This window comes from Streptomyces sp. S186, assembly GCF_051603415.1.
GTDB lineage: Bacteria > Actinomycetota > Actinomycetes > Streptomycetales > Streptomycetaceae > Streptomyces.
This window is the reverse complement of record NZ_CP193932.1, coordinates 6,305,168-6,331,125: the sequence shown is the minus strand read 5'-3', so window position 1 is coordinate 6,331,125 and position 25,958 is coordinate 6,305,168. Positions and strand designations below refer to the sequence as shown.

The following is a 25,958-nucleotide window of genomic DNA, read 5'->3' as shown; positions in this document are numbered from 1 at the left end:
CCGGCGCCCGGCCGGGGTGGCCGGGGCGTCAGGCGCCGCCGGTGTGGACCTGGAAGGCGGCCCGGCGGACGGCCTTGGCGAGGGCCGGGTCGGGGTGCGCGGCGGCCAGCGCGACCAGCACCTGCACGGTGCGGGGGTGGCCGACGGCGCGGACCTCCGCCAGCAGCCGCGGCACCGAGCCCTGGACGGCCGAGTCCAGGTGCCGGACGAGGAGTTGGGTCTCCCCGTGGTCGGCGACGGCCGCCGCGGTGTCCACCCACAGCCAGGTCGACTCCTCGCGGGTGAGGACGCCGGAGGCGGTCTCGGGGTCGCCGCCCTCGTGCTCGAAGAGCCACAGCAGGGCGTAGGGGCGCAGCACGGGCTCGTCGGCGGCGGCGCGCACGGCCGGTTCTGCGGGGGCGCCGACGGCGCGCAGCGCCTCGAAGGCCAGCCCGCGCAGCAGCGCGTCCTCGCCGCGGGCGACGGCGAGGAGTTCCTCGACGGCGGCGCCGACGGAGCGGGCGGCGAGCCAGGCGCGGTACTCGGCGCGGGCCGGGCCCGGGGTCAGCCGGGCGCAGCCGCGCAGCATCGCCTCCGCGGACTGCTCGATGTTGCCGGCCGGGCTCTGCGCGGCGACGCAGATCTGCTCCAGCTTGACCCACACCGACCAGTTGCCCAGCGGCGTCAGCTGCGCCTCCTGGCCGTGATGGCCCTCGCCGGCGTCTTCGCCGGCCTCGTGGGCGCCGCGCGGCGGCATCAGCGCGCCGACCGCGAGCAGGGCGTCCAGCGCCCAGCGCAGGAGGTCGGCGAGCGGCGCCCCCGCGGCGTCGCTCGCCGGTCCCGCGGCGTCGGTGCCGTCCGCCGGGTCGGTGCCGTAGGGCACCTCGCAGCGCTCGGTGCGCAGTTCGGCGACGCGCTGGCCGAGCATGTCCAGCAGGACCGGCAGCCGGACGGGTCCGGCGGACAGGTGCAGCAGGGACAGCAGCTGCGGGACGGCCTCGACGACCTCGGCGACGGCGGAGGGGCCGGCCGCGGGCGGCGCGGCCAGGGCCAGCGACCAGGCGTCGAAGAGCGCGACCCAGCCGCGCAGGGCGGCGGTGTCGTCGCGGTCCCAGGCGCGCAGCCGCCAGCCGGGCCGGGCCAGTCCGTCGTGGAGTTCGACGAGCCCGGCGAGCCGGGCCCGGTCCCAGTCGGCGCGCACCTGGCGGGGGGGCAGGCCCAGGGCTTCGGCGGCGCCGGCGACGGCGGCCTCCGGGAGCGATCCGTCGGGGCCGGCGCGGAGGCTGCCCGCGTGGTCGGCCCAGCGCGCGAGTCGGGCCGCGCCGGCCAGTACGGCGCGGGCCTGGCGGGCCAGTTCCGCGGGCGGCGGGGTGCCCTCGGGGGGCCTGGGCGCCGGGCGGGCGGCCCGGGTGCTCACCGCCCGGCGGGCGGCCGCAATCGGTTGTCGGGGGACGAGTCGGAGCCGGGAGTCGCGCGGTGTACGGGACGTCACAGGAGCAGTCTTGCCGCTGACGGCCCGAAAACCCAATCGGAACCCTGCTCGCGGCTCTTCGGCCCCGCGTCACCCCGCGGTCCCGCTCCGGTCGGAGGGAGTTGTCCGGCCGGCCATCTCCGGCGCTGGCCGCGGAACCGGAGGCCCCCGGGGGTCCGCCGGGCGGCCGCGTCACATCAGGCGTCACATCAGCGGGGTGAGGAAGCGGCGCAGGGTCTCCTCGTAGCGATCCGGGGCGGCGTTCCACATGGCGGCGTGCGGGGCGTGCGGGACGGGGTGAAGGGTGATCAGCTCCGGGCGGCGGGCGGCCAGGCGGCGGGAGGCGTCCCAGGGGGCGAGGGTGTCCTCGGGGCCGTGGAAGAGGAGGACGGGCACGTCGAGTTCGTCGGCCTGGACGGCGTCGGCGGGGCGGTCGACGGGCAGTCCGGTGTGGCCCTCGGCGGCGCGCACGGCCAGGGGGAGCAGGGCGCGCGGGATGCGCCGGGCGGCGGCCAGCGCGCGGACGGTGGCGTGCCGGTCGAGCACCGGGGAGTCCAGGACGAGGCCGGAGACGCGGTCGCGCAGCGGGGAGTTGAGGGCGGCGCGCAGGGCCATGGTGGCGCCGGCGGACCAGCCGTGGAGGACGACCGCGCGGGCGCCGTGGCGGACGGCGTAGCGGATCGCGGCGTCCAGGTCGCGCCATTCGGTGTCGCCGAGGTGGTGGAGGCCGTCGGCGGTGCGCGGGGCGCCGGGGTCGTTGCGGTAGGCCAGGTCGAGGACGGGGAAGCGGTGCCGGTGCAGGAAGGGCAGCACCACCATGGGGTGTTCGCGGGTGGTGCCGAGGCCGTGCACGGTGATGACCCAGGTGTCGCGGGCGCCGGGCACGAACCACGCGGGCAGGGCGCCCAGTTCGCCGGGGATGTCGACGTCGGCGCAGGCGAGGCCGAGGGCGTCGTGGGGGTTGCCGAGGTGCACCTGCGGGGTCAGCCGCATCCGGGCGCCGGGCCGCAGGGTGCCGCGGGTGACGCGCTCCAGACGGCGGACGACAGCGTCGGGCGGATGCGGCGTGCCGTGGACGACGGGACCGACGACGGCGTGGCAGCCGGCGCCCGAGAGTCCGTAGCGGCCGGGTCTGAGGGAGCCCAGGCTGCGGGTGAGGACGATGTGGCCGCCGTCGGCGGAGTGGACGGTGAGCCGGGCGTCGCCCGGGAAGGGATGGCCGGGGGACGCTTTCAGGGCGACGCCACCGGCGTACCGCCCGGCCGCCACGGCGGCCGCCCCGGCACCGATCACGGTGGTGGCGGTCACCGCCGCCACGGTTCCCCGTCGCACCCCTCCAGTGTGCGCAGGGCCGCCGGTCCCGGCCACCGGGCGCCCGGGAGCGGCGGCCGGACCGGCGGGCGCCGTGCCGCGGGGGGCTACGGCGCGTCGTCGCCGGGCTGGCCGTAGCCGCGCAGCCGTTCGCCCGCGGCGTCGAGCTGGACGGGCGAGAGCAGGCTGGGGGTGTGGCCGGGCACGGAGGCGGCGGTGAGCCAGACCCGGCACATCCACTCCAGTTGGGCGGTGCGTTCCAGGGCCTGGGCGAGGCTGTCGCCGTAGGCGATGGTGCCGTGGTTCTGCAGGAGCGCGGCGGTGCGGTCGCGGAGCGCGTCGAGCATGTGGGCGGCGAGTTCGTCGCTGCCGTAGAGGGCGTAGGGGGCGACGCGCACGGGGCCGCCGAGCGCGGCGGCCATGTAGTGGACGGGCGGGAGTTCGGGGACGAGGGTGGAGACGGCGGTGGCGTGCGGGGCGTGGGTGTGCACGATCGCGGTGGCCTGGGTGTGGCGGTAGACGGCCAGGTGGAGCGGGAGTTCGCTGGTCGGGCGGAGTCTGCCGACGATCGGGCGGCCTTCGATGTCGACGCCGGTGAGGTGGGCGGGGCCCAGCCGGTCGTAGGGGATGCCGCTGGGGGTGACGAGGATCAGGTCCCGGACACGGACCGAGACGTTGCCCGAGGTGCCGACGACGAGGCCGTCGGCGGCGGTCCGGCGGGCGGTGGCGACCAGCTCGCTCCAGGCGTCGGCGAGGTGGTCGGGGTGGTCCTTCATGGGATCCTCCGGTGCGACGCTGCGGGACGTGCGGAAAGGCACGAGGGCGGTGCACGACACCGTATGGGCAGGCCGGGGCACTGTACGCGCCGGCACCGGCTGACCAGTATCCCCCGTATGGGGATGGCTGTTCCATTGCGGGCGACTGTGAGCGATTGGCCGGAGTTCGACCACCTTGCGTCGATCATCCGTTAACGTCGAGTGATCCCGCACCTCCTCACATGTCATCGCCAGGGGGCACCCCGGCCCAGCTCAAGGAATTTGCCGACGGGTGAGACGGAAGTGACGACTGAGGCGCCTCCGCGTGAACACTGCGGGGGTGTCACCGCGACGCCCGGCCGAGTTCACTTTCCGTTCACCCGCCGTCCGTACGTTCCCGAGGACACTGACCATCGAACGGATTGCCTGGGTGAATGGAACACATCACGCTTCTCATCGGGATCGTGATCGTCACGGCCTTGGTGTTCGACTTTACGAACGGCTTCCACGACACGGCCAACGCAATGGCCACCACCATCTCCACCGGGGCTCTGCGACCCAAGGTCGCGGTGGCGATGTCGGCGGGACTCAATCTCGTCGGGGCATTCCTCTCCGTTGAGGTGGCGAAGACCATCTCCGGCGGCATCATCGACGAACGGGCCGGCGTCAGACCGGAAGTGATCTTCGCCGGTCTGGTCGGCGCGATCATCTGGAACCTCCTGACCTGGCTCGCCGGTCTCCCGTCCAGCTCGTCCCACGCCCTCTTCGGTGGTCTGATCGGCGCGACCCTGGTGTCCGCGGGCGCCGACGGGGTGCACGGGCAGGCCGTGGTGATGAAGGTCCTGCTTCCGGCGGTGGCCGCGCCGTTCGTCGCCGGGCTGGCCTCGATGGCGGCGACCCGGCTCACCTACCGACTGACCCGCGGCCGCGCCGAGGAGGACACCGCCAAGGGCTACCGCGCCGGGCAGATCGCCTCGGCGGCGCTGGTCTCGCTGGCCCACGGGACCAACGACGCTCAGAAGACGATGGGCGTGATCACCCTCGCGCTGATCACCGGCGGGGCCATCGCCCCGCACTCCGACCCGCCGCTGTGGGTGATCGCCTCCGCCGGCCTGGCCATCGCGCTCGGCACGTACCTCGGCGGCTGGCGGATCATCCGCACGATGGGCAAGGGCATCACCGACATCCGGCCGCCGCAGGGCTTCGCCGCCCAGACGGGCGCGGCGGCCACCATCCTGGCCTCCTCCCACCTCGGTTTCGCGCTCTCCACCACCCAGGTCTGCTCGGGCGCCGTGATGGGCTCCGGGCTGGGCCGCAAGGGCGGCGTGGTGCGCTGGTCCACGGCCGGGCGGATGGTCGCGGCCTGGGGGCTGACGCTGCCGGCCGCCGGCCTGGTCTCCGCGGGGGCCGCGTTCCTCGCCGACCAGGGCACCTGGGGCGTGGCGGCGGTCGCCGTCCTGGCGCTGGCGATCTGCGGCGGCATCTGGGCGGCCTCCCGGCGCAAGCCGGTGGACCACACCAACGTCAACGAGGGTCCGGCGGCGGAGCCGGCCGGTGTCGTCACCACGGCGCTGCAGACCGTCTCCCCTCCCCCGGCGGGCCCGGTCGCCCCGGCGGCCACCGTCCCCGCAGCCGCCGGGTCGGACGGCGCGCCCGCTCCCGCCCGGCCCGTGTCCGCCACCTCCTGACGTCGACCACTCGTTCCAAGGCCCCCAAGAAGCCCAAGGACCCTAAGGACTAGCAATGCACATCGACTGGGCAGCTCTCGGCCAGGTCTTCGGCGTCAGCCTCGCGGTGACGGTCGGGATCGTGGGCCTGTTCACCGTCGGGATCGTGGGGACCTCCCGCAAGCCGGCCGCGGACGGCGACGGGGCGGCCACCACGGCACCGGCCGCCGGGGCGCGCGCCGGGGCACTGGCGGCCTTCGCGCTGTGCGCGGCGGCGGTGGCGTACGGGATCTATCTGATCGTCGCCGCCTGAGAACGGCGCCGGCGGATCTCCGGCCGTGGACGGGGCGTCAGGTGGACGCGGCAGCAGCCGCGGCCGCCGGGCGCCCCGTCCGTGTGTGTCCGGCTGGGGTGGTGCGCCGGCGGTCGCCCTGTGGTCTTGGCCACAGGTCCGGCGGCGGGGCTGCACCGCAGGTCAAGGGCGAGTTGACGGGCCTTCGCGGGCCGTGGTGGACTGCCCGGGCCAATCGGCGACAGCAGAGGAAGTCCGGTGCGAATCCGGCGCGGTCCCGCCACTGTCACCGGGGAGCGCTCCTCCAACGAGGGCCACGGTCCGTAGGACGTAGACGGGCGGGAAGGCCGGGGGCGGCGCCGATCCGGGAGCCAGGAGACTCTGGTCGCCGTCGCGTCGAGCCAGGGCGAGGACCCTGAGTGAGGACATACCGCCATGCCCGGCTGCCCGTCGAGAACCCCACTGCCCGCTGCCGCAGGGCCCGTTCACGGACGTCCGGCGGCCTGATCCGGTGCGCGGCGAACACGCGGGATATGCGTGCGGCGCGGCCCTCGGCTTCCTCGGTGATCTGATCGCGGCGGACCCGCGGCGCGGCCATCCGGTGGCCGCGTTCGGCCGGGCCGCGGGCGCCGTCGAGCGCCAACTGTGGCGCGACCACCGGGGCTACGGGGCGGTGCACACCGTGCTGTGCGCGGGCGGCGCGGCCGCCGGCGCCGCGCTGCTGGAGCGCGCCCTGCGGCACCGTCCGGGCGCCCGCACGGCGCTGACCGCGGCGGCGGTGTGGGCCGTACTGGGCGGCACCTCGCTGGGCCGGGAGGCGCGCGCCGTGGGCTGGGCGCTGGCCGTCGGCGATCTGGACGTGGCGCGGGAGCGGCTGCCGCATCTGTGCGGGCGCGATCCGCAGGCGCTGGACGGGCCGCAGATGGCCCGCGCGGTGGTGGAGTCGGTCGCCGAGAACACCTCGGACGCGGTGGTGGGCGCCCTGGTGTGGGGCGCGCTGGGCGGGGTGCCCGGTCTGGTGGCGTTCCGCGCGGTCAACACCCTGGACGCGATGGTCGGTCACAAGTCGCCGCGCTACCGGCGGTTCGGCTGGGCGGCGGCCCGCCTCGACGACGTCGCCGGCTGGCCGGGCGCGCGGCTGACCGCGGCGCTGGCGGTGCTGGCGGGCCCGGACCGGCGCGGTGCGCTGCGGGCCTGGCGGGCGGACGGCGCGGCACACCCGAGCCCCAACGCGGGCCCGGTGGAGGCGTCGTTCGCGGGTGCGCTGGGCGTCCGGCTCGGCGGCACCCTGGCGTACGGCGGGCGGGTGGAGCACCGGCCGGTGCTCAACGGCGGGGCGCGGCCGCCCGCGGTGGCCGACGTCGAACGGGCGGTACGGCTGTCCCGGCGGGTGGGTCTGCTGGCGCTGGGCGTCACGGTCGCCGGCCGGCTGGCGGTGGGCGCGCTGCGGCGCGGGAGCGGGAAGGGGACGCGGTGAGCGGGCGGCGGAAGGCGGCCGGGTCGGCCGTGGGCGGCGGGCTGCTGGTGGCCGGGACGACGTCCGACGCGGGCAAGAGCGTGGTGACCGCCGGCATCTGCCGCTGGCTGGTCCGGCAGGGCGTCTCGGTGGCGCCCTTCAAGGCGCAGAACATGTCGCTGAACTCGTTCGTGACCCGGGAGGGCGCGGAGATCGGCCGGGCGCAGGCGATGCAGGCGGCCGCGGCGCGGATCGAGCCGACCGCCCTGATGAACCCGGTGCTGCTCAAGCCGGGCAGCGACCGCAGCAGCCAGGTGGTGCTGCTGGGGAAGCCGGTGGGCGAGCTGAGTGCGCGGGGCTACCACGCGGGCAGACAGGAGCAGTTGCTGGGCACCGTCACGGACTGCCTGGCGGAGTTGCGCCGCACCCACGACGCGGTGATCTGCGAGGGCGCCGGCAGTCCGGCCGAGATCAACCTGCGGCGCACCGACATCGTCAACATGGGCATCGCCCGCGCGGCGCGGATCCCGGTCGTGGTGGTCGGCGACATCGACCGCGGCGGGGTCTTCGCGTCGTTCTTCGGCACCACCGCGCTGCTGTCGGCGGAGGACCAGGCGCTGGTCGCCGGTTACCTCGTCAACAAGTTCCGCGGCGATGTGACGCTGCTGGAACCGGGGTTGGAGATGCTGCGCGGGCTCACCGGGCGGCGGACCTACGGCGTCCTCCCGTACGCCCACGGGCTCGGGATCGACGAAGAGGACGGGCTGCGGGTGTCGCTGCGCGGGGCCGTACGGGAATCGGTGGTGGCACCGCCCGCGGGCGAGGACATCCTGCGCGTGGCGGTCTGCGCCGTCCCGCTGATGTCCAACTTCACCGACGTGGACGCGCTGGCGGCCGAACCGGGCGTGGTGGTGCGGTTCGTGGACCGGCCGGAGGAGCTGGCCGACGCGGATCTGGTGGTCCTGCCGGGGACCCGCGGCACGGTCCGCGCGCTGGCCTGGCTGCGCGAGCGCGGGCTGGCGGACGCGGTGGTCCGGCGGGCCGCGGAGGGCCGCCCGGTGCTGGGCATCTGCGGCGGTTACCAGATGCTCGGCGAACGGATCGACGACGAGGTCGAGTCGCGGGCGGGCACGGTGGACGGGCTGGGGCTGCTGCCGGTACGGGTGCGGTTCGCGGTGGAGAAGACCCTCGCCCGGCCGACCGGTGAGGCGCTCGGCGAGCGGGTGGAGGGGTACGAGATCCACCACGGGGTGGCCCAAGTGTCCGGCGGGGACGCGGCGTTCATGTCCGACGGCCGGGGAAACGCCCTGGACGGCTGCCGGGTGGGGGCGGTGTGGGGCACCCACTGGCACGGCTCCCTGGAGAGCGACGGGTTCCGGCGGGCGTTCCTGCGGGCGGTGGCCCGGGCGGCCGGCCGCCGGTTCGTACCGGCTCCGGACACCCGTTTCGGCGCGCTGCGCGAGGAGCAGCTGGACCGGCTGGGCGATCTGATCGAGGAGCACGCGGACACCAAGGCGCTGCTGCGGCTGATCGAGGAGGGGGTGCCGGAGGGGCTGCCGTTCGTTCCTCCGGGGGCGCCGTGAGGGCCGGGAACGCCGGCATGCCGCGCGGCTCACACAGTCCGACCGGCCACGGACGCAAGCCACTTGACGGACGCACGCCACTTGAGGGAGTGATCACCACATGAGCACCCGGTATCCGTTCACCGCCGTCGTCGGCATGGACGACCTGCGGCTGGCGCTGCTGCTGAACGCCGTCAGCCCGGCGGTCGGCGGTGTCCTGGTCCGCGGCGAGAAAGGCACCGCCAAGAGCACCGCGGTGCGTGCCCTGGCGGACCTCATGCCCGAGGTGCCGGTGGTGGCGGGCTGCCGCTTCAGCTGCGACCCGCTCTCCCCCGATCCGCAGTGCCCGGACGGCCGGCACGACGCCGGCCCCGCCGAGTCCCGCCCGGCCCGCATGGTCGAACTGCCGGTCGGCGCCTCCGAGGACCGGCTCGTCGGCGCGCTCGACATCGAGCGGGCGCTCGCCGAGGGGGTGAAGGCGTTCGAGCCGGGGCTGCTGGCCGCCGCCCACCGCGGCATCCTCTACGTGGACGAAGTCAACTTGCTCCATGATCACCTGGTCGACGTCCTCTTGGACGCCGCCGCCATGGGTGCCTCCTACGTGGAGCGCGAGGGCGTCTCCGTGCGGCACGCGGCCCGGTTCCTGCTCGTCGGGACGATGAACCCCGAAGAGGGCGAGCTGCGGCCGCAGTTGCTGGACCGCTTCGGGCTGACCGTGGAGGTCGCGGCGTCCCGGGACCCGGAGCAGCGGGTGGCGGTGGTCCGCCGCCGGCTGGCGTACGACGACGACCCGGCGGGCTTCGCGGCGCGCTGGGCGACCGAGGAACAGGAGCTGCGCGAACGGATCGCGCGGGCCCGCGAGTTGCTGTCGTCGGTGACGCTCGGCGACACGGCGCTGCGGCAGATCGCGGCGACCTGTGCGGCGTTCGAGGTGGACGGGATGCGGGCGGACATCGTGATGGCCCGCACCGCGACCGCGCTGGCGGCCTGGGCCGGGCGGACCGAGGTACTCCCGGAGGACGTCCGGCAGGCGGCGCTGCTGGCGCTGCCGCACCGGCGCCGGCGCAATCCCTTCGACGCGCCCGGGCTCGACGAGGACAAGCTCGACCAGGTGCTGGAGGAGTCCGGCGGGCAGGACCCGGAGGGCGACGACGATCCGGAGCCGGAGGGCCCGGACGGCGGTCCCGACGGTCCGGACGGCGGCCCCGACGGCGGGCCTGGTGGGCTGCCGCCGCAGGACGGCGAGCCCCAAAGGCCCCGGGAGCAGCCGGCGGACGCGCCGCACCCGGACGTGCCACGGCAGCAGGAGCCGGAGCGCCCGGCGCGGCCGGAGGAGTCCGAGCGGGAGCCGGCGGGCGAGCCGGCCGCTTCCGGTCCTGGTCCGGAGCAGGCCGCGGTGGGCGCCACCGAGCCGTTCCGCACCCGGCGGCTGGACGTGCCGGGGCTGGGCGAGGGCGCGGACGGGCGGCGGTCCCGGGCGCGGACCGCGCACGGCCGGACGACCGGGGCGCGGCGCCCCCAAGGCGCCCTGGGCAAGCTGCACTTGGCGGCGACCGTGCAGGCCGCGGCACCGCACCAGTGGTCCCGCGGGCGGCGCGGCCCGGGGCTGGTGCTGCGCCGGGACGATCTGCGGGAGGCGGTGCGCGAGGGGCGCGAGGGCAACCTCGTGCTGTTCGTGGTGGACGCGTCCGGGTCGATGGCGGCGCGGAAGCGGATGGGCGCGGTCAAGGGGGCGGTGCTGTCGCTGCTGCTCGACGCGTACCAGCGGCGGGACAAGATCGGGATGGTCACCTTCCGGGGTTCCGGTGCCGAGCTGGCGCTGCCGCCGACGTCGTCGGTCGAGGCGGGCGCGGCGCGGCTGGAGCAGCTGCCGACCGGCGGCCGGACACCGCTGTCGGAGGGGCTCCTGCGGGCCCACGAGGTGCTGCGGGTGGAGCGGATGCGGGACCCGTCGCGGCGGCCGCTGCTGGTGGTGGTCACCGATGGCCGGGCCACCGGCGGGCCCGAACCGCTGGGCCGGGCCCACCGGGCGGCGCGGCTGCTGGCCGCCGGGGGCACCGCGTCGGTGGTGGTGGACTGCGAGGCGGGGCCGGTGCGGCTGGGGCTGGCCGGGGAGCTGGCCCGGGAGCTCGGCGGCACCGCCGTCACCCTCGACGAACTGCGCGCGGACAGCGTCTCCGCGCTCGTACGGACCGTGCAGGGCAAGCCCGTCCGCGGCGGCAGCGCCGACCGGGACGGGGCACGGCTGGATCGTCACAACAGGCTCGATCGTCACAACAGGAAGGCCGCGTAATGCCGCAGGGACAGCCGTCCGTCGTACCGGACGACGGGCTCACCACCCGCCAGCGCCGCAACCGACCGCTGGTCCTGGTCCACACGGGCCAGGGCAAGGGCAAGTCCACCGCCGCCTTCGGGCTGGCGCTACGGGCCTGGAACCAGGGCTGGCCGGTCGGGGTGTTCCAGTTCGTGAAGTCGGCGAAGTGGAAGGTCGGCGAGGAGCGGGCGCTGAAGGTGCTGGGCGCCACCGGGGAGGGCGGCACCGTCGACTGGCACAAGATGGGCGAGGGCTGGTCCTGGGTGCAGCGCGACTCCCAGTTCAGCAACGAGGAGGCAGCCCGGGAGGGCTGGGAGCAGGTCAAGCGGGACCTGGCCGCGGAGACCTACAAGCTGCTGGTGCTGGACGAGTTCGCCTACCCGCTGAAGTGGGGCTGGGTGGACGTCGACGAGGTGGTGGCGGTGCTGCGGGACCGGCCCGGCACGCAGCATGTCGTCATCACCGGCCGGGACGCACCCGCGCCGCTGCTGGACTTCGCGGACCTGGTGACGGACATGACGAAGGTCAAGCACCCGATGGACACGGGCCAGAAGGGCCAGCGGGGCATCGAATGGTGAGCACGTCGTGAGCGGTGGCGCCGTGCCCCGGCTGGTGATCGCCGCGCCGTCCTCGGGCGCCGGGAAGACGACGGTGGCCACCGGTCTGATGGCGGCCTTCGCCGAGGCGGGGCTCGCGGTGTCGCCGCACAAGGTGGGGCCCGACTACATCGACCCGGGGTACCACGCGCTGGCCACCGGCCGGCCCGGCCGCAATCTGGACGCCTTCCTGTGTGGCCCGGACCGGATCGCGCCGCTGTTCCTGCACGGGGCGGCGGGCGCGGACGTGGCGGTGGTCGAGGGCGTGATGGGGCTGTTCGACGGGGCGTCCGGGATGGGCGAGCTTTCGTCGACCGCACAGGTCGCCAAGCTGCTGCGGGCGCCGGTGGTGCTGGTGGTGGACGCCTCCTCGCAGTCCCGGTCGGTGGCCGCGCTGGTGCACGGCTTTGCGTCGTGGGACCCGGAGGTGCGGCTGGCCGGGGTGATCCTCAACAAGGTCGGTTCGGAGCGGCACGAGGAGCTGCTGCGGGACGCCATGGGCTCGTCGGGCGTGCCGGTGCTCGGGGCGCTGCGCCGTACCGAGCAGGCCCGTACGCCGTCCCGGCACCTGGGTCTGGTGCCGGTGGCCGAGCGGCGCGCGGAGGCACTGGAGTCGGTGCGGGCGCTGGCCGCGCGGGTGCGCGACGGCTGTGATCTGGAGGCGCTGCTGGCGCTGGCGCGCACGGTGCCGGAGCTGCCGGACCGGCCGTGGGACCCGGCGGAGGCGGTGGCCGCGGCGGGGGCTCAGGCGGCCCCGCCCGCGGGGTCCGGTCGGCCCGTGGTGGCGGTGGCCGGTGGGCCCGCGTTCACCTTCTCGTACGCCGAGCACACCGAGCTGCTGGCCGCGGCGGGCGCCGAGGTGGTGCCGTTCGACCCGCTGCGGGACGAACAACTGCCGTCCGGTACACGGGGGTTGGTGATCGGCGGCGGCTTCCCCGAGGTGTACGCGCCGGAGTTGTCGGCGAACGCGCCGCTGCGGGCCGCGGTGGCCGGACTCGCCGCGTCGGGCGCGCCGGTCGCCGCCGAGTGCGCCGGGCTGCTCTACCTCTCCCGCTCGCTCGACGACCGGCCGATGTGCGGGGTGCTGCCCGCCGACGGCCGGATGACCGAGCGGCTGACCCTCGGCTACCGGGAGGCGGTGGCGCTGGGCGACAACGCGCTGGCCGCGGCCGGGACCCGGGTGCGGGGCCACGAGTTCCACCGGACGGTGCTGGAGCCGGGCGCCGGCGCGTCCCCGGCGTGGGGCGTGACGCACCCCCGGCGCGGGGTGGAGGGTTTCGTCTCCGGCGGGGTGCACGCCTCGTATCTGCATCTGCACTGGGCGGCGGAACCGGCGCCGGCCGGGCGGCTGGTGGCCGGGGCGGCACGGGGCGCGGTGCCCGGGCCGGCGGCCGGGCCCGCGTGACGGATGCGGGCGGCGGGCTCGTCGCGGGCGTCGGGGCCCGCCGGGGCGTGGCGGCGGCGGAGGTGCGGGAGTTGATCCGTGCCGCGCTGGCGGCGGCGGGCCGGGGGCCCGGGGCGCTGGTCGGGCTGGCGACGGTGGAGGCCAAGGCGGCCGAGCCCGGTCTGCTGGGCGCGGCGCGGGAGTTCGGGGTGCCGCTGTGGTCGTTCCCGGCGGCGGAGCTGGCGGCGGTGCGGGTCCCGGGGCCGTCCGCCGCCGTCCGGGCCGCGGTGGGCACGCCGAGCGTGGCCGAGGCGGCGGCACTGCTGGCCGCGGGGCCGGGGGCCCGGCTGGTCGCCGGGAAGCGGGTGTCGGCACCGGCGGGCCGGCCGGGTGCGGCGACCTGCGCCCTGGCCGCCACGGCCGCCGGGTGCACCCGGGACATTCCCTCCACTGCCTCCGGTACGGCGGGCGCGGCCGACGCCTCCGCGGCGGCTGCCGCTATCGTCGTCCCCTCCCCCCGCCTGCCCCGTCCCGGCGCGGATCGGCGGGCGGCGGAGGTCGGGGGCCGCCCCGACAGCGAAACCCCTGGTATCGAGGAGACGTTGTGGTGACCACCCGACCCGCACTGCTCATCGCCGGTCACGGCACCCGCCACGAAGGGGCGGCCGACGCCCTGCGTGCCCTGGTGGGGATGCTCGCCGAGCGGCACCCGGACGTGCCGGTCGCCGGCGGCTTCTTCGGCGCCCCGGCGTCGCCGCTGCCGCTGTCCGGCGCGGTCGACGAGCTGGCCGCGCGGGGCGCGGACCGGCTGGTGGTGGTGCCGCTGCTGCTGGCGCCCACCGGGACGATCCGGGAGACCCTGCCGGCGGCGGTGGCGCGGGCGGCCGCCGCGCACCCCGGCCTCGGCTTCGTCTGCGGGCCCGCGCTGGGGCCGCACCCCCGGCTGCTGGAGGTGCTGGGGCGGCGCCTGGACGCGGCGCTGGGCGGCGGGGCGCGGCGGCCCGAGGACCGGGCCCGTACGACGGTGCTGCTGGTGGGGCGGGGCGCGGCCGATCCGTACGCCAACGCCGAAGTGGTCCGGACCGCGCGGCTGTTGTGGGAGGGCCGCGGCTTCGCGGGCGTGGAGAGCGCGTTCGTGACGCTGGCGGCGCCGGACGTGCCGGCCGGCCTGGACCGGTGCCGGGTGCTGGCCGCGGCGGCGCCCGGCGGGCCCGGCACGGACCGGATCGTGGTGCTGCCGGGCTTCTTCTTCGCCGGTGACCTGCTGGAGCGGCTGTGGCTGCAGACCGAGGGCTGGGCGGCGGCGCACCCGTGGATCGAGGTGCTGGGCGCGGAGCCGATCGGTGCGGCGCCGGAGCTGGCCGAGGTGGTCATGGAGCGCTACCGGGCGACGGTGGCGGACGGGGCGGCGGGCGGCGCGCTGCCGGACGCGGCCGTGGCCGCCGCGGCCGCCGGGAGCCCGGCGTGACCGGGCCGGCGCCGTCCCCGGCGACCGCGGTGCCCCCGGCGACCCCGCACCGCGGCCCGGCGTCCGACGCGGTGGATCTGCGGCACCACGGTGACGCCGAGGTGCGCGGCGCGGAGCTGACGGACCTGGCGGTCAATGTCCGCGCGGGCACTCCCCCGGCCTGGCTGAAGGAGCGGATCGCGGCGTCGCTGGACGGGCTGGCGGCGTATCCGGACGGCCGGGCGGCCCGTCGGGCGGTCGCGGTGCGGCACGGGCTGCCGGCGGAGCGGGTGCTGCTGACGGCCGGTGCCGCGGAGGCGTTCGTGCTGCTGGCGCGGGCGGTCCGGGCCCGCCGGCCGGTGGTCGTGCATCCGCAGTTCACCGAGCCGGAGGCGGCGCTGCGGGACGCCGGGTACGCGGTGGGGCGGGTGCTGCTGGCGGAGCGGGACGGTTTCCGGCTGGATCCGGCGGCGGTGCCGGACGACGCGGATCTGGTCGTCGTCGGCAATCCCACCAATCCCACCTCGGTGCTGCATCCGGCGGGCGCGCTGGCCTCCTTGGCGCGGCCCGGGCGCACGCTGGTGGTGGACGAGGCGTTCATGGACGCGGTGCCCGGGGAGCGGGAGTCGCTGGCCGGGCGCGTGGGCGGGCTGCCGGGGCTGGTGGTGCTGCGCAGCCTCACCAAGACCTGGGGGCTGGCGGGGCTGCGGATCGGCTATGTGCTGGCGGGCGAGGAGACCGTGGCGGAGCTGGCGCGGGCGCAGCCGCTGTGGCCGGTCTCGACGCCGGCGCTGGCCGCCGCCGAGGCGTGCTGTGCGCCGGCGGCGCTGGCGGAGGCGGCCGCGGCGGCCGAGGAGATCGCCGCGGACCGGGCCCATCTGCTGGCCCGGCTGGCGGAGTTCCCCTCGGTGGCGGTGGCCGGTCCGGCGACCGGGCCGTTCGTGCTGGTGCGCCTGCCCGGCGCGGCGGCGGTCCGGGCCGCGCTGCGGGCCCGCGGTTTCGCGGTGCGCCGCGGCGACACCTTCCCGGGCCTGGGCCCGGACTGGCTCCGGCTGGCCGTACGGGACCGGGCGGCCACCGACCGGTTCACGGCCGCGCTGGCGGACGTGCTGGGCGGGCCGCCCCGGTAGCGGAGAGCCCGCTTCGTGCAGTGCCCTCGCCGGGGCGGTCCACCGGGCCACGCCCCGGCGGGCCCCGGCGAGGGATGGGTGCGCCGCGCGGGCCCACGCGGCGCACCCCCGTCCCCGTACCGGCGCCCCCACGGCACCGGTACGGGGCGGGCTGTCAGCCGCGCCCGGTGGCCGCGGCGTTCCTGCGGTGGCGGACGTAGCCGAGCGCCCCGGCGCCGCCGGCGACCAGCAGGGCCGCGCCGCCGACGAGGTACGGGGTGGCGGCGCTGCCGCCGGTCTCGGCGAGGTTCTGCCCGCCGGAGTGCGCATGGGTACCGCTGCCGGTGCCCGGCGTGTGGGGCCCGCCGGAGTGCGGCGGGCCGCTGGGCTCGCCCGGGGTGCCGTGCGGGGTGGTGCAGGTGGCCCGGGCGAGGGTGACGTCGCCGTGCACCTGCGCGACATTGAGCTTCAACGGGTTGACCGAGACGCGGAGTTGGAGCGCGGTGGCGGCGGCGCTCGCCGAGGCGGTGCTCTTCTGCGAGAGGTCGAGCCGGACGTCGCCCACGCCGGGCACCTTGACCTCGGTGGTGCCGCCCGCGCGGAGCGCGACCCGCTTGCCCAGCACCTCGATGTCGCCGAGGACCCGGGACTCGGCCCGCGGCCGCCGGCCGGCGGTGCAGACGGCGCGGGCGGTGACCTGCTGGACCTGAGCCAGCGGCAGCGCCGGGAGGCCGGGGAGCTGGACCTTCGCCCGGACGAGGTTGGCGTAGCCCTCGGCGGTCCGGCCGTCGGCGGTGGCGCGCGCGGTGGCGACGTCGGCGCGCAGCAGGTCGACCGGCCGGCCGCCGTCGATGCCGTCCAGGCGGACGGTGAGCGCGGTCTTCTCGGCGGAGGCCGGGGCCTGGACGTCGTTGAGGACGGCCCGGACGGGGATGTTCAGGGTCTTGTCGAGCAGGCCGACGTCCAGGGCGGTGCGCAGCACCACCGCCCCCGAAGTGCCGTGGCCGCGGGCGTCGTTGCCGGCGGCGTACGCGGCGGGCGCGGCGGCGAGGGCGACGGCGGGACCGGCGGTCAGGGCGGCGGCGGCCAGAGCGGCGCCGATCCGCCGGGTGGTGCCGGTGGCGCCGGTGCCTCTGGTGGAACTGGTGGACACGTGTGTGGAACCCCCACATGAGAGATGGAGCCGCCGACCGCGTCAATGGGGGACATCACGCGGGCCGACGGCCTCGACCCGCACATCGTGTACGTACGGAGGGTGAACGGTCTGCCACGTGAGGTCAGTTCACCCCAAAGGGTGGTTTTCGCGCCCGTATTCGATTCCTCCCGACCCCTCCGCCCCGGCGGCCGTTCCGCGCCCCAGCCGTACCGGGCCACGCGGGCCCGGCCGGCCGCCGGCGGGCGCCGTCAGCGCATCAGCACGCCGCCGTTGACGTCGTATGTGGCGCCGGTGACGAAGGTTTCCCGGGAGGCGAGGAAGAGGGCGACCCGGGCGACCTCCTCGGGGGTGGCGATCCGGCCCATCGGCACCTGGGCGGTGAGCTCGGCGAGCGCCTCCGGGCCGACCGAGCGGACCATCGGGGTGTCGATCATGGCCGGGGCGACCGCGTTCACCGTGACGCCGTACGGGGCGAGTTCGGCCGCGAAGACCCGGGTGAGGGCGATCATCCCGGCCTTGCTGGTGCCGTACGCGGCGCCCGTGGGGCGGGGCGTCTGGCCGGCGATCGAGGCCATGTTGACGATCCGCCCGAAGCCTCGGTCGCGCATGCCGGCGGCGACCGCGCGGGTCAGCAGGAAGACCGCGCGCAGATTGACCGCGAAGACGTCGTCCCACTCCTCGGGGGTGATCTCCCACAGCGACTTGGCAAGCGGCCGGGCGGCGTTGTTGATCAGCACGTCGACCGGGCGCCAGGCGCGGACCTCGGCATGGGCGGCGGCGAGCGCGTCCGGGTCGCGCAGGTCGGCCCGGACCGGCCGGATCCGTTCGCCGCCGGGATCCAGCTCCGCGGCGAGGGCGCGGTTGGCCGCGTCGTCCACGTCCAGCGCGGCGATGTACGCGCCCTCGGCGTGGCAGGCGCGGACCAGGGCGGCGCCGAGCCCGTGGGCGGTGCCGGTGATCAGTACGGTCCGGCCGTCGAGTCCGGTGTCGAGCATGCCCGCCCCCTCAGGCCGTGCCGAAGAACAGCGGGCGGCCGACCCGGGCCTCGATGCGCAGATAGCGCCACAGCCGGCCGTCGCCGACCGGGGTGTCGCGGACGATGCCGCAGACCCGGGAGACGGTCTCCAGGTCGGGGACGTCGGCGAGGATGTACGAGGTCCAGGGCCAGGCGGTGGCGGCGCCGACCATCAGCCGGTCGTCGTCCAGGGTGCCGAGGACCCGGACCCCGAAGCGCTCGCCGAGCCGGTCGAAGGCGGGCGGGATGGCGGCGGCCACGGTGGCGCGCAGCGCGTCGTCGGCGGCGAAGAAGTCCTGGGTGACGCCGAGGCAGAAGAGGGTGCGCAGCGGGGCCGGGGCCGGGGCGTCGGCGGGCGGCGCCGGGTCGGGTGCCCGGTCGGGGAGGGTCATGGGCGGGTCCTCGGGAGGCGTCGATGGATAATTAGAGGGTCGTCAAAGCGTTGGCGATCACGACCGTAACACTCATTTAGAGAGTTCTCGAACAATGCCTCGTACGGACCCCGGTCGCACGCCGGACCCCGCCGCCACCTCCGCCCCGGCCGACCCCGACCAGCCGGAGACCGCCCTGATCCGGCTCGGGGACCTGCTCCAGGCGTTCAGCGACCCGCTGCGGCGGCGGATCGTGCACCGGCTCGCCACGGAGGGCGAGGCCGGCTGCGGGGACATCGAGCTGCCGGTCAGCCGGGCCACCGGCTCCTACCACTTCCGGATCCTGCGGACCGCGGGCTGGACCCACACCCGCCGGTCCGGCCGCGAGCGGTACATCTCGCTGCGCCGCGCCGACCTCGACGCGCGCTTCCCCGGCCTGGTGGCGGCGCTGCTGCGGGCAGACGCTGCGGAGCGGGAGGACGCCGTGGAGCGGGACGCGGCGGCGGAGCCGGAGAAGGTGCCGGAGGGGACGCCCGAGCCCGCTCCGGAGCTGTCGGCGGGCGTTCAGCCCACGACGCGGCCGCGCAGCACCACCAGGCGCGGCGCCGCCAGCACCCGGACGTCGGCGCGCGGGTCGGCCTCGTAGACGACCAGGTCCGCCGGGGCACCCTCGGTGAGGCCGGGGCGGCCCAGCCACTCCCGGGCGCCCCAGGTGGTCGCCGAGAGCGCGGCCTCCACGGGCAGCCCGGCCTTCATCAGCTCGGCGACCTCGTCGGCGACCAGGCCGTGCGGCAGCGAGCCGCCGGCGTCGGTGCCGGCGTAGATCGGGACCCCGGCGTCGTAGGCGGCCCGCACGGTGTCGTAGCGGCGCGCGTGCAGCCGGCGCATGTGGTCCGCCCAGCGCGGGAACTTCTCCTCTCCGCCGGCCGCGAGCTGCGGGAAGGTGGCGATGTTGACCAGCGTCGGGACGATCGCGACCCGGCGCTCGGCGAAGAGCGGGATGGTGTCCTCGGTCAGGCCCGTGGCGTGCTCGATGCAGTCGATGCCGGCCTCGACCAGCGGGGCGAGCGTCTCCTCGGCGAAGCAGTGGGCGGTGACCCGGGCGCCCAGCCGGTGCGCCTCGGCGATGGCGGCGGCCACCTCGCCGGGCGGCCAGCAGGCGGTCAGATCGCCGGCCGAGCGGTCGATCCAGTCGCCGACGAGCTTGACCCAGCCGTCGCCGCGGCGGGCCTCCTGGGCGACATAGGCGACCAGGTCGTCCGGCTCGATCTCGTGCGCGTAGTTGCGGATGTAGCGCCTGGTGCGGGCGATGTGACGGCCGGCACGGATGATCCGCGGCAGGTCGGCGCGGTCGTCGATCCAGCGGGTGTCCGACGGCGAGCCGGCGTCCCGGACCAGCAGGGTGCCGGCGTCACGGTCGGTGAGCGCCTGCTTCTCGCTGGTGGCGGCGTCCACCGGTCCGTGGGCGTCCAATCCGACGTGGCAGTGGGCGTCGACCAGGCCCGGCAGCACCCAGCCGGTCACCGTCCTGGCATCGCGTGCCAGGGCCGGCCGCTCGAAGGTGACCCGGCCGTCGATGACCCACAGCTCGTCGCGGACGTCGTCCGGCCCGACGAGGACCCTCCCCTTGAGGTGCAGCACCGCACCTTCGCTCATGGACGTCATGCACGCACTGTATGCGGGGGCGGGAGTCCGCGGCCATGGTGTGCGAGGGGCCGTACGGAGACCCGAATGGCCGCTTCGGCGGGCGGTTATCGGAAAACGCGCCGCGCACCGCGCGCGCATCAACTTGCGGGACTTCCCATATGCGCTCAGGAGCACCATCGGGAACTTCCCGCACGCCTTTGAAGAAGCCGTCGCGAGCGTGTCCTCGGGCGAATTTCCAATTCCCCAACAGAACAGCTTCCCGTATTCTTATGCCCGCTTTCCCTCGCCTCAAACGCCAAGATTTCGCTAGCGCCAAGTCTCATAATTCAGGCGCTTCACAGGAGCGTTACTGATCTGTGACCGACTACACAGCGTGTCCGTTTCGCCCCGAACCATCGGGTCAAATCGTGACATTCTGCAGCCGATTCGCGCGCTCGCGCGCTCCCGCGTGATAACACAAAGCCGCTTCTCACGTAACCCCTGCCCGCGATGCAATTTGCTTTTCGCCTCGGTAAATTTAATTTCCATGACCGCCGCACGAGCAGACCATGCAGGTGCCCGAAGCGACATCAGAGAAATTCCGGAGGGCTTCAAGCTCGACACCCCCCGGGTGGAGGACGGGGCAGCGATCTGGCGCATCGCCCGCGACTCGAAGGCGCTGGACCTCAACTCCTCCTACAGCTACCTCCTGTGGTGCCGCGACTTCGCCGCCACCTCCGCCGTCGCCCGCGACGCGGCCGGCGAGCCGGCCGCGTTCGTCACCGGCTACCTGCGCCCGGACCGACCGGACACCCTCGTCGTCTGGCAGATCGCCGTCGACGCGGCGCACCGCGGACGGGGCCTGGCCGCCGCCCTGCTGGACGGGCTGACCACCCGCGCCATCGACGAACTGGGCATATCCCGCGTGGAGACCACCATCACGCCGGGGAACGCCGCCTCCAACCGGCTGTTCGCGTCCTTCGCCGAGCGGCACTCGGTGCCGATCGAGCGCGAGGTCCTCTTCGACGCGGCGCTCTTCCCCGAGCAGGGCCACGAGCCGGAGGTCCTGCATCACATCGGCCCGTTCGAGACGCCACCCGGCAGCGGCCGCTGATCCGGGCCGCGCGCACGGCGCCGCCCCCAGACTTCTCCCTCCCGCACTCATCTCCCAGGAGCATGCTGTGACCATCACCCAGCCCGATCTGAGCGTCTTCGAAACCGTCGAGTCGGAGGTGCGCAGCTACTGCCGTGGCTGGCCCACCGTCTTCGACCGCGCGCAGGGCAGCCGCATCACCGACGAGGACGGCCACACCTACCTGGACTTCTTCGCCGGCGCCGGTTCGCTCAACTACGGACACAACAACCCGGTCCTCAAACGCGCCCTGATCGACTACATCGAACGGGACGGCATCACCCACGGCCTGGACATGTCCACCACGGCCAAGCGGGCCTTCCTGGAGTCGCTGCAGAACATCATCCTGCGGCCGCGCGACCTGCCCTACAAGGTCATGTTCCCGGGCCCGACGGGCGCCAACTCCGTCGAGGCCGCGCTGAAACTGGCCCGTAAGGTCAAGGGCCGCGAGTCGATCGTGTCCTTCACCAACGCCTTCCACGGCATGTCGCTGGGCGCGCTCGCGGTCACCGGCAACTCCATGAAGCGGGCCGGCGCCGGCATCCCGCTGGTGCACGGCACCCCGATGCCGTTCGACAACTACCTCGACGGCCAGACCCCGGACTTCCTGTGGTTCGAGCGGCTGCTGGAGGACCAGGGCTCCGGTCTGAACAAGCCCGCGGCCGTGATCGTGGAGACCGTGCAGGGCGAGGGCGGCATCAACGTCGCCCGCCCCGAGTGGCTGCGGGAACTGGCCGCGCTGTGCGAGCGCCAGGACATGCTGCTGATCGTCGACGACATCCAGATGGGCTGCGGCCGCACCGGCGCCTTCTTCTCCTTCGAGGAGGCGGGCATCGTGCCGGACATCGTCACCGTCTCCAAGTCCATCAGCGGCTACGGCCTGCCGCTGGCGCTGACCCTGTTCAAGCCGGAGCTGGACATCTGGGAGCCCGGCGAGCACAACGGCACCTTCCGCGGCAACAACCCCGCCTTCGTCACCGCGGCCGCCGCCCTGGACACGTACTGGGCCGACGGCCAGATGGAGAAGCAGACGCTGGCCCGCGGCGAGATCGTCGAGGCGCACCTGAAGGCCATCGTCGAGGAGCACCCGGGCACCTTCGCCGAGTACCGCGGCCGCGGTCTGGTGTGGGGCCTGGAGTGCACCGACAAGCCGCTCGCCGGAAAGATCGCCAAGCGCGCCTTCGAGCTGGGTCTGCTGATCGAGACCTCCGGCCCCGAGAGCGAGGTCGTCAAGCTGCTGCCCGCGCTGACGACCACCCCCGAGGAACTGGACGAGGGGCTGCGGACGCTCGCCCGCGCGGTCCGCGACTGCGCCTGACACCCCCCTTCCGAACGCCCTCACCGTTCCGCAGAAAGGCACCGACACACCATGATCGTCCGCTCGTTCAAGGACATCGAAGGCACCGACCGCCACGTCAAGGCGAAGTCCGGCACCTGGGAGAGCAAGCGCATCGTGCTCGCCAAGGAGCGGGTCGGCTTCTCCCTCCACGAGACGGTCCTCTACGCCGGCACCGAGACGTCGATGTGGTACGCCAACCACATCGAGGCCGTGGTCTGCACCGAGGGCGTGGCCGAGCTGACCAACGACGAGACCGGCGAGACGCACCTCATCACGCCGGGCGTGATGTACCTGCTCGACGGGCACGAGAAGCACACCATGCGGATCAAGGAGGACTTCCGCTGCCTGTGCGTCTTCAACCCGCCGGTCACCGGCCGCGAGGACCACGACGAGAACGGCGTCTACCCGCTGCTCACCGAGCCCGAGGCGGACTGACCGCGGAGCCGGCACCGCCGCGCGTCACCGCGACACCGCGAGATTCCGTACGAGAGGAGAGGAAGGCAACACCATGACCACCGCACCCGAGCGCACCGCCGACCTGTACCCGACCCGTGGGACGTCCGAGGTCATCACCCCGCGGCAGGACCCGGTGGTGTGGTCGCAGCCCGGAGCGCAGGGCCCGTTCGCCGCGTCCGAGCTGGGCGACTTCGAACGCGACGGCTTCTTCGCCATGCCGGAGCTGCTCACCGCGGACGAGGTCGCGGTGTACCGCGCCGAGCTGGACCGGCTGGTGACCGACCCGGCGATGCGCGCCGACCCGCGCTCCATCGTGGAGCCGACGTCGCAGGACATCCGCTCGGTCTTCGAGATCCACCGGATCAGCGAGGTGTTCGCGAAGCTGGTCGCCGACCCGCGCGTGGTCGGCCGGGCCCGGCAGATCCTCGGCTCGGACGTCTACGTCCACCAGTCGCGGATCAACGTCAAGCCCGGGTTCGGCGCCTCCGGGTTCTACTGGCACTCGGACTTCGAGACCTGGCACGCCGAGGACGGGCTGCCGCGCATGCGCACGGTGTCGGTGTCGATCGCGCTGACCGAGAACTACGACACCAACGGCGGCCTGATGATCATGCCCGGGTCGCACCGGTACTTCGTCGGGTGCGAGGGCGCCACCCCGAAGGACAACTACAAGAAGTCGCTGCAGATGCAGGACGCGGGCACGCCGTCGGACGAGGCGCTGACCAGGATGGCGGACCAGCACGGCATCCGCCTGTTCACCGGCAAGGCCGGCTCGGCGACCTGGTTCGACTGCAACGCCATGCACGGCTCCGGCGACAACATCACGCCGTACCCGCGCAGCAACGTCTTCATCGTCTTCAACAGCATGGAGAACACCGCGGTGGAGCCGTTCGCGGCCCCGGTCCCGCGACCGGAGTACATCGGGGCGCGGGCTCCGTTCACTCCGGTCAAGTAGGGGTTCGCCGGTGCTCCGGCGCCGGCTGAGTGGGGGTGCCGGGTGTGGGGCCTCCGGGGTGGGTGTGCGGACTGCTGCGCTTTACGTCCGCACACCCACCCCTCCGGCCCCGCACCCTCCCGCCGTCGGTCGCCGCGCGCCCACCGTCGTCAGTTGCCGTCGGCCAGCGTGGGGTAGTCCAGGTACCCGCGGTCGCCGCCCCCGTAGAAGCTGCGCCGGTCCGGGGTGTTGAACGGGCCGCCGGCGGCCAGGCGGCGCGGCAGGTCGGGGTTGGCGAGGAACAGCGCGCCGTACGCCAGCAGATCGGCCTCGCCGCGCTCGACGAGCGGGAGCTCCTCCGGGCCGGTGGGCCGGCCGACGGTGGCCGGGCTGAGCAGGAACGGGCCGCCGAACCGCTTCCGCAGCCGGGCCAGCAGCTCCCCGTCGTGCACGTCGCAGGTGTGCAGATAGGCCAGGCCCAGCGGGGCGATCGCCTCGACCAGCGCGGTGTAGGTGGCCTCGGGCGCGGGCTCGGCGATGTCGTTGAACGGGTTGCCGGGCGAGAGCCGCAGACCGGTGCGGTGTGCGCCGACCGCGTCGGCGACCGCCTCGGCCACCGCGATCGCGAACCGGGCGCGGGCCTCGTCGGAGCCGCCCCACTCGTCGGTGCGCAGGTTGGTGTTGGGGGCCAGGAACTGGTGGACGAGGTAGCCGTTGGCGCCGTGGATCTCCACACCGTCGAAACCGGCCTCGGCGGCGTTGCGGGCCGCGGCGGCGAACCCGTCGATGGTCGCGCGGATCTCCTCGCCGGTCAGCTCGCGCGGGGTGACGAAGTCCGTCGGGCCGTTCCGGGTGAAGCCCTGGCCGGCCGCCCTGACCGCGGACGGGCCGACCGGCACCAGCCCGTCGGGCAGCAGCACCGGGTGGCCGATCCGGCCGCCGTGCCACAGCTGGGCGAAGATCCGGCCGCCGGCCGCGTGCACGGAGTCGGTGACCCGGCGCCAGCCGGCGACCTGGTCGGCGGTGTGCAGGCCCGGGGTGCGCGGGTAGCCGCGGCCGACGGCCTCGGTCTGGGCGGCCTCGGTGATGATCAGGCCGGCCGAGGCCCGCTGGGTGTAGTACTCGACCATGGACGGGGTGGGGACGCCCTCGTCGGTGGCGCGGTTCCGGGTCATGGGGGCCATGACGATGCGGTTGGCGAGCGGGATGCCGGCGAGTTCTATGGGGTCGAACGCGGTGGTCACTGACGGCCTCTCAGCTGGGTGTCACGGTTCGTCAACTCGGCTGCCGAGCTGACCGCTTGGTCACTATCATCAGCCGTCGTCCGGCGTCCCGCATTCCCGTCTCCGCATTCCCGTCTCCCGCATTCCGCGCGTTCCGCCTCCCGCCCGCACACGGCCTGCGGAAGCAGATGCGTCCCCGGGTGGGGAGCAGTCAGGGAACCAGCAGGGACAACGCCCGGTCCACGTCCTCGGCCGAGTTGTAGAGGTGGAACGCCGCCCGCAGCAGCCCGCCGCGGACCGAGACCCGCACCCCGGCGCGGGCCAGCCGCGGTTCGGCGTCGGCCAGCCCCGGGGTGGAGACGATCGCGGAGCCGGGCGCGGGCCGCGGGGCGAGTCCGGCGGCTTCCAGGCCGGCCCGATAGCGGTCGGCCAGCGCGGTGTTGTGGGCGTGGACGGTCTCCACGCCCAGCTCCGCGAGCAGCCCGAGGGAGTGCTCGGCGGCCACATAGGAGTAGTGGGCGTACGGCTCGTCGTAGCGGCGGGCGGTGGCCGCCGGCCGGTCGATCACACCGTAGTTGGACTCCCCCGGGTCCTCCCCGGCGATCCAGCCCGCGTGCGCCGGCACCGGCCACCCGGGGCCGCCCGGCTCCCCCCGCTCCCCGCCGAAGACCATGAACGTCGTCCCGCGCGGGCACAGCAGCCACTTGAACGCCCCGCACACCACATAGTCGAAGTCGGCGGCCCGCAGCGGCAGCCAGCCCGCCGCCTGGGTGGCGTCGACGTACGTCAGCGCCCCGTGTGCGCGGGCGGCGTCCCGGACGGCGGCCAGATCGGCGATCCTCCCGTCCAGCGCGTGCACCGCGCTCACCGCGACCAGCGCCGTCCCGGGCCGCACCGCGTCGGCGAGCGCCTCCCGCGGCACCGCCCGCACCGTGCAGTCGGCGCGCGCCGCCAGCGGGTTCACCAGGGAGCTGAAGTCGCCCTCGGCGACCAGCACTTCACTGCCGGCCGGCAGCGAGCCGGCGACGAACGCCGACTGCACCGCGACCGAACTGCCCAGCGCCACCCGCTCCTCGGGCACCCCCGTCAGCCGCGCGAACGCCCCGCGCGCCCGGGCCGCCGCCCCGAAGTAGTCCGGCCCCATCGTGCCGTACGAGGCCGACTCCGCCAGGGCGGCGGTCACCGCGGCGGCGCTCCGGGCGGGCAGCAGCCCGCTGGACGCGGAGTTCAGGTAGACCGTCTCCGGCGCGAACTCGTCCCCGCCCAGTGCCGTCAGTGCCATGTGTCGCTGCATGGCCCCACTCTGGTCGGTCGCCGCCCCGGCGTCCACGGGAATAGCGGGGACGGACGCCGGGCGGGCCGG

The 25,958-nt window shown here is 75.2% G+C and carries 24 protein-coding genes and 1 riboswitch; of the genes, 15 read left to right on the top strand and 9 right to left on the bottom strand.

Features of this window, described 5'->3' with window-relative positions; translation table 11 throughout:
* Positions 1-28 precede the first annotated feature (28 nt).
* From ACRAS8_RS27260 to ACRAS8_RS27250, 3 genes are all read right to left on the bottom strand, one after another.
* The gene (locus tag ACRAS8_RS27260) at positions 29-1,471 is read right to left on the bottom strand and encodes a hypothetical protein (RefSeq protein WP_438488641.1); all 1,443 of its coding nucleotides are present in this window, start codon (positions 1,469-1,471) and stop codon (positions 29-31) included.
* Between the two features lie 183 nt (positions 1,472-1,654).
* A complete protein-coding gene (locus ACRAS8_RS27255) occupies positions 1,655-2,782 on the bottom strand; it encodes an alpha/beta hydrolase (protein ID WP_438488640.1) in 1,128 nt (375 codons plus the stop codon).
* An 86-nt stretch (positions 2,783-2,868) separates the two neighbouring features.
* Positions 2,869-3,537, bottom strand: a complete 669-nt coding sequence (locus ACRAS8_RS27250) for a class II aldolase/adducin family protein (protein WP_438488639.1) — start codon at positions 3,535-3,537, stop codon at positions 2,869-2,871.
* 413 nt (positions 3,538-3,950) lie between these two features.
* Between ACRAS8_RS27250 and ACRAS8_RS27245 the strand changes: the two genes are divergently transcribed.
* The 10 genes from ACRAS8_RS27245 (at position 3,951) to cobC (ending at position 15,364) form a co-directional block, all read left to right on the top strand.
* Complete coding sequence (locus tag ACRAS8_RS27245) at positions 3,951-5,204, top strand: inorganic phosphate transporter (protein WP_438488638.1); 1,254 nt, start codon at positions 3,951-3,953, stop codon at positions 5,202-5,204.
* Between the two features lie 55 nt (positions 5,205-5,259).
* Complete coding sequence (locus ACRAS8_RS27240; protein ID WP_018541251.1) at positions 5,260-5,496, top strand: hypothetical protein; 237 nt, start codon at positions 5,260-5,262, stop codon at positions 5,494-5,496.
* 227 nt (positions 5,497-5,723) lie between these two features.
* A riboswitch (cobalamin riboswitch) is annotated at positions 5,724-5,856 on the top strand.
* A 130-nt stretch (positions 5,857-5,986) separates the two neighbouring features.
* Positions 5,987-6,952 (top strand): cobalamin biosynthesis protein, encoded by a 966-nt coding sequence (locus tag ACRAS8_RS27235; RefSeq protein WP_438488637.1) that lies wholly within the window; start codon positions 5,987-5,989, stop codon positions 6,950-6,952.
* On the top strand, positions 6,949-8,514 hold the full coding sequence (locus ACRAS8_RS27230) for a cobyric acid synthase (protein ID WP_438488636.1): 1,566 nt from the start codon (positions 6,949-6,951) through the stop codon (positions 8,512-8,514). Before ACRAS8_RS27235 ends, ACRAS8_RS27230 begins: the two co-directional genes overlap by 4 nt.
* Before the next feature lie 100 nt (positions 8,515-8,614).
* Complete coding sequence (locus ACRAS8_RS27225) at positions 8,615-10,786, top strand: putative cobaltochelatase (protein ID WP_438488635.1); 2,172 nt, start codon at positions 8,615-8,617, stop codon at positions 10,784-10,786.
* Positions 10,786-11,385, top strand: coding sequence for a cob(I)yrinic acid a,c-diamide adenosyltransferase (cobO, locus tag ACRAS8_RS27220; RefSeq protein ID WP_438488634.1), 600 nt, complete (start codon positions 10,786-10,788; stop codon positions 11,383-11,385). Before ACRAS8_RS27225 ends, cobO begins: the two co-directional genes overlap by 1 nt.
* A gap of 7 nt (positions 11,386-11,392) precedes the next feature.
* Complete coding sequence (locus ACRAS8_RS27215) at positions 11,393-12,808, top strand: cobyrinate a,c-diamide synthase (RefSeq protein WP_438488633.1); 1,416 nt, start codon at positions 11,393-11,395, stop codon at positions 12,806-12,808.
* Positions 12,805-13,398, top strand: coding sequence for a cobalamin biosynthesis protein (locus ACRAS8_RS27210; RefSeq protein WP_438488632.1), 594 nt, complete (start codon positions 12,805-12,807; stop codon positions 13,396-13,398). The genes ACRAS8_RS27215 and ACRAS8_RS27210 overlap by 4 nt, the downstream gene beginning before the upstream one ends.
* Positions 13,392-14,255 carry a sirohydrochlorin chelatase gene (locus tag ACRAS8_RS27205; RefSeq protein ID WP_438488631.1) on the top strand — a complete coding sequence of 288 codons (864 nt, stop codon included), beginning with the start codon at positions 13,392-13,394 and terminating at the stop codon, positions 14,253-14,255. The genes ACRAS8_RS27210 and ACRAS8_RS27205 overlap by 7 nt, the downstream gene beginning before the upstream one ends.
* Positions 14,252-15,364: an Rv2231c family pyridoxal phosphate-dependent protein CobC gene (gene cobC / locus ACRAS8_RS27200; protein ID WP_438488630.1), complete on the top strand. Its 1,113-nt coding sequence runs from the start codon at positions 14,252-14,254 to the stop codon at positions 15,362-15,364. Before ACRAS8_RS27205 ends, cobC begins: the two co-directional genes overlap by 4 nt.
* A gap of 154 nt (positions 15,365-15,518) precedes the next feature.
* On the opposite strand, the gene ACRAS8_RS27195 is transcribed toward cobC, so the two are convergent.
* The 3 genes from ACRAS8_RS27195 to ACRAS8_RS27185 all read right to left on the bottom strand — a co-directional run bounded on the left by ACRAS8_RS27195 (position 15,519) and on the right by ACRAS8_RS27185 (position 17,906).
* Positions 15,519-16,496 (bottom strand): SCO1860 family LAETG-anchored protein, encoded by a 978-nt coding sequence (locus tag ACRAS8_RS27195; protein WP_438488629.1) that lies wholly within the window; start codon positions 16,494-16,496, stop codon positions 15,519-15,521.
* A 251-nt stretch (positions 16,497-16,747) separates the two neighbouring features.
* Complete coding sequence (locus ACRAS8_RS27190; RefSeq protein WP_438488628.1) at positions 16,748-17,494, bottom strand: SDR family NAD(P)-dependent oxidoreductase; 747 nt, start codon at positions 17,492-17,494, stop codon at positions 16,748-16,750.
* Between the two features lie 10 nt (positions 17,495-17,504).
* Positions 17,505-17,906, bottom strand: coding sequence for a hypothetical protein (locus ACRAS8_RS27185; RefSeq protein ID WP_438488627.1), 402 nt, complete (start codon positions 17,904-17,906; stop codon positions 17,505-17,507).
* Positions 17,907-18,000: 94 nt separating this feature from the next.
* Between ACRAS8_RS27185 and ACRAS8_RS27180 the strand changes: the two genes are divergently transcribed.
* Positions 18,001-18,531, top strand: coding sequence for an ArsR/SmtB family transcription factor (locus tag ACRAS8_RS27180; RefSeq protein ID WP_438488626.1), 531 nt, complete (start codon positions 18,001-18,003; stop codon positions 18,529-18,531).
* Here ACRAS8_RS27180 and ACRAS8_RS27175 read toward each other — a convergent pair.
* Complete coding sequence (locus ACRAS8_RS27175) at positions 18,450-19,541, bottom strand: amidohydrolase family protein (protein WP_438490609.1); 1,092 nt, start codon at positions 19,539-19,541, stop codon at positions 18,450-18,452. The genes ACRAS8_RS27180 and ACRAS8_RS27175 overlap by 82 nt on opposite strands.
* Before the next feature lie 517 nt (positions 19,542-20,058).
* On the opposite strand from ACRAS8_RS27175, the gene ectA reads away from it, so the two are divergent.
* From ectA to thpD, 4 genes are all read left to right on the top strand, one after another.
* Positions 20,059-20,625, top strand: a complete 567-nt coding sequence (gene ectA, locus ACRAS8_RS27170; protein ID WP_438488625.1) for a diaminobutyrate acetyltransferase — start codon at positions 20,059-20,061, stop codon at positions 20,623-20,625.
* 67 nt (positions 20,626-20,692) lie between these two features.
* Positions 20,693-21,961, top strand: coding sequence for a diaminobutyrate--2-oxoglutarate transaminase (gene ectB / locus ACRAS8_RS27165; protein ID WP_018536876.1), 1,269 nt, complete (start codon positions 20,693-20,695; stop codon positions 21,959-21,961).
* A gap of 51 nt (positions 21,962-22,012) precedes the next feature.
* Positions 22,013-22,417 (top strand): ectoine synthase, encoded by a 405-nt coding sequence (locus tag ACRAS8_RS27160; RefSeq protein WP_438488624.1) that lies wholly within the window; start codon positions 22,013-22,015, stop codon positions 22,415-22,417.
* A 73-nt stretch (positions 22,418-22,490) separates the two neighbouring features.
* A complete protein-coding gene (gene thpD, locus ACRAS8_RS27155) occupies positions 22,491-23,393 on the top strand; it encodes an ectoine hydroxylase (protein ID WP_438488623.1) in 903 nt (300 codons plus the stop codon).
* Between the two features lie 149 nt (positions 23,394-23,542).
* Here thpD and ACRAS8_RS27150 read toward each other — a convergent pair whose 3' ends face one another.
* Together ACRAS8_RS27150 and ACRAS8_RS27145 are read right to left on the bottom strand one after the other, a co-directional pair.
* Positions 23,543-24,616: an alkene reductase gene (locus ACRAS8_RS27150; RefSeq protein ID WP_438488622.1), complete on the bottom strand. Its 1,074-nt coding sequence runs from the start codon at positions 24,614-24,616 to the stop codon at positions 23,543-23,545.
* Between the two features lie 190 nt (positions 24,617-24,806).
* Positions 24,807-25,889: an aminotransferase class V-fold PLP-dependent enzyme gene (locus tag ACRAS8_RS27145; RefSeq protein WP_438488621.1), complete on the bottom strand. Its 1,083-nt coding sequence runs from the start codon at positions 25,887-25,889 to the stop codon at positions 24,807-24,809.
* Positions 25,890-25,958 lie beyond the last annotated feature (69 nt).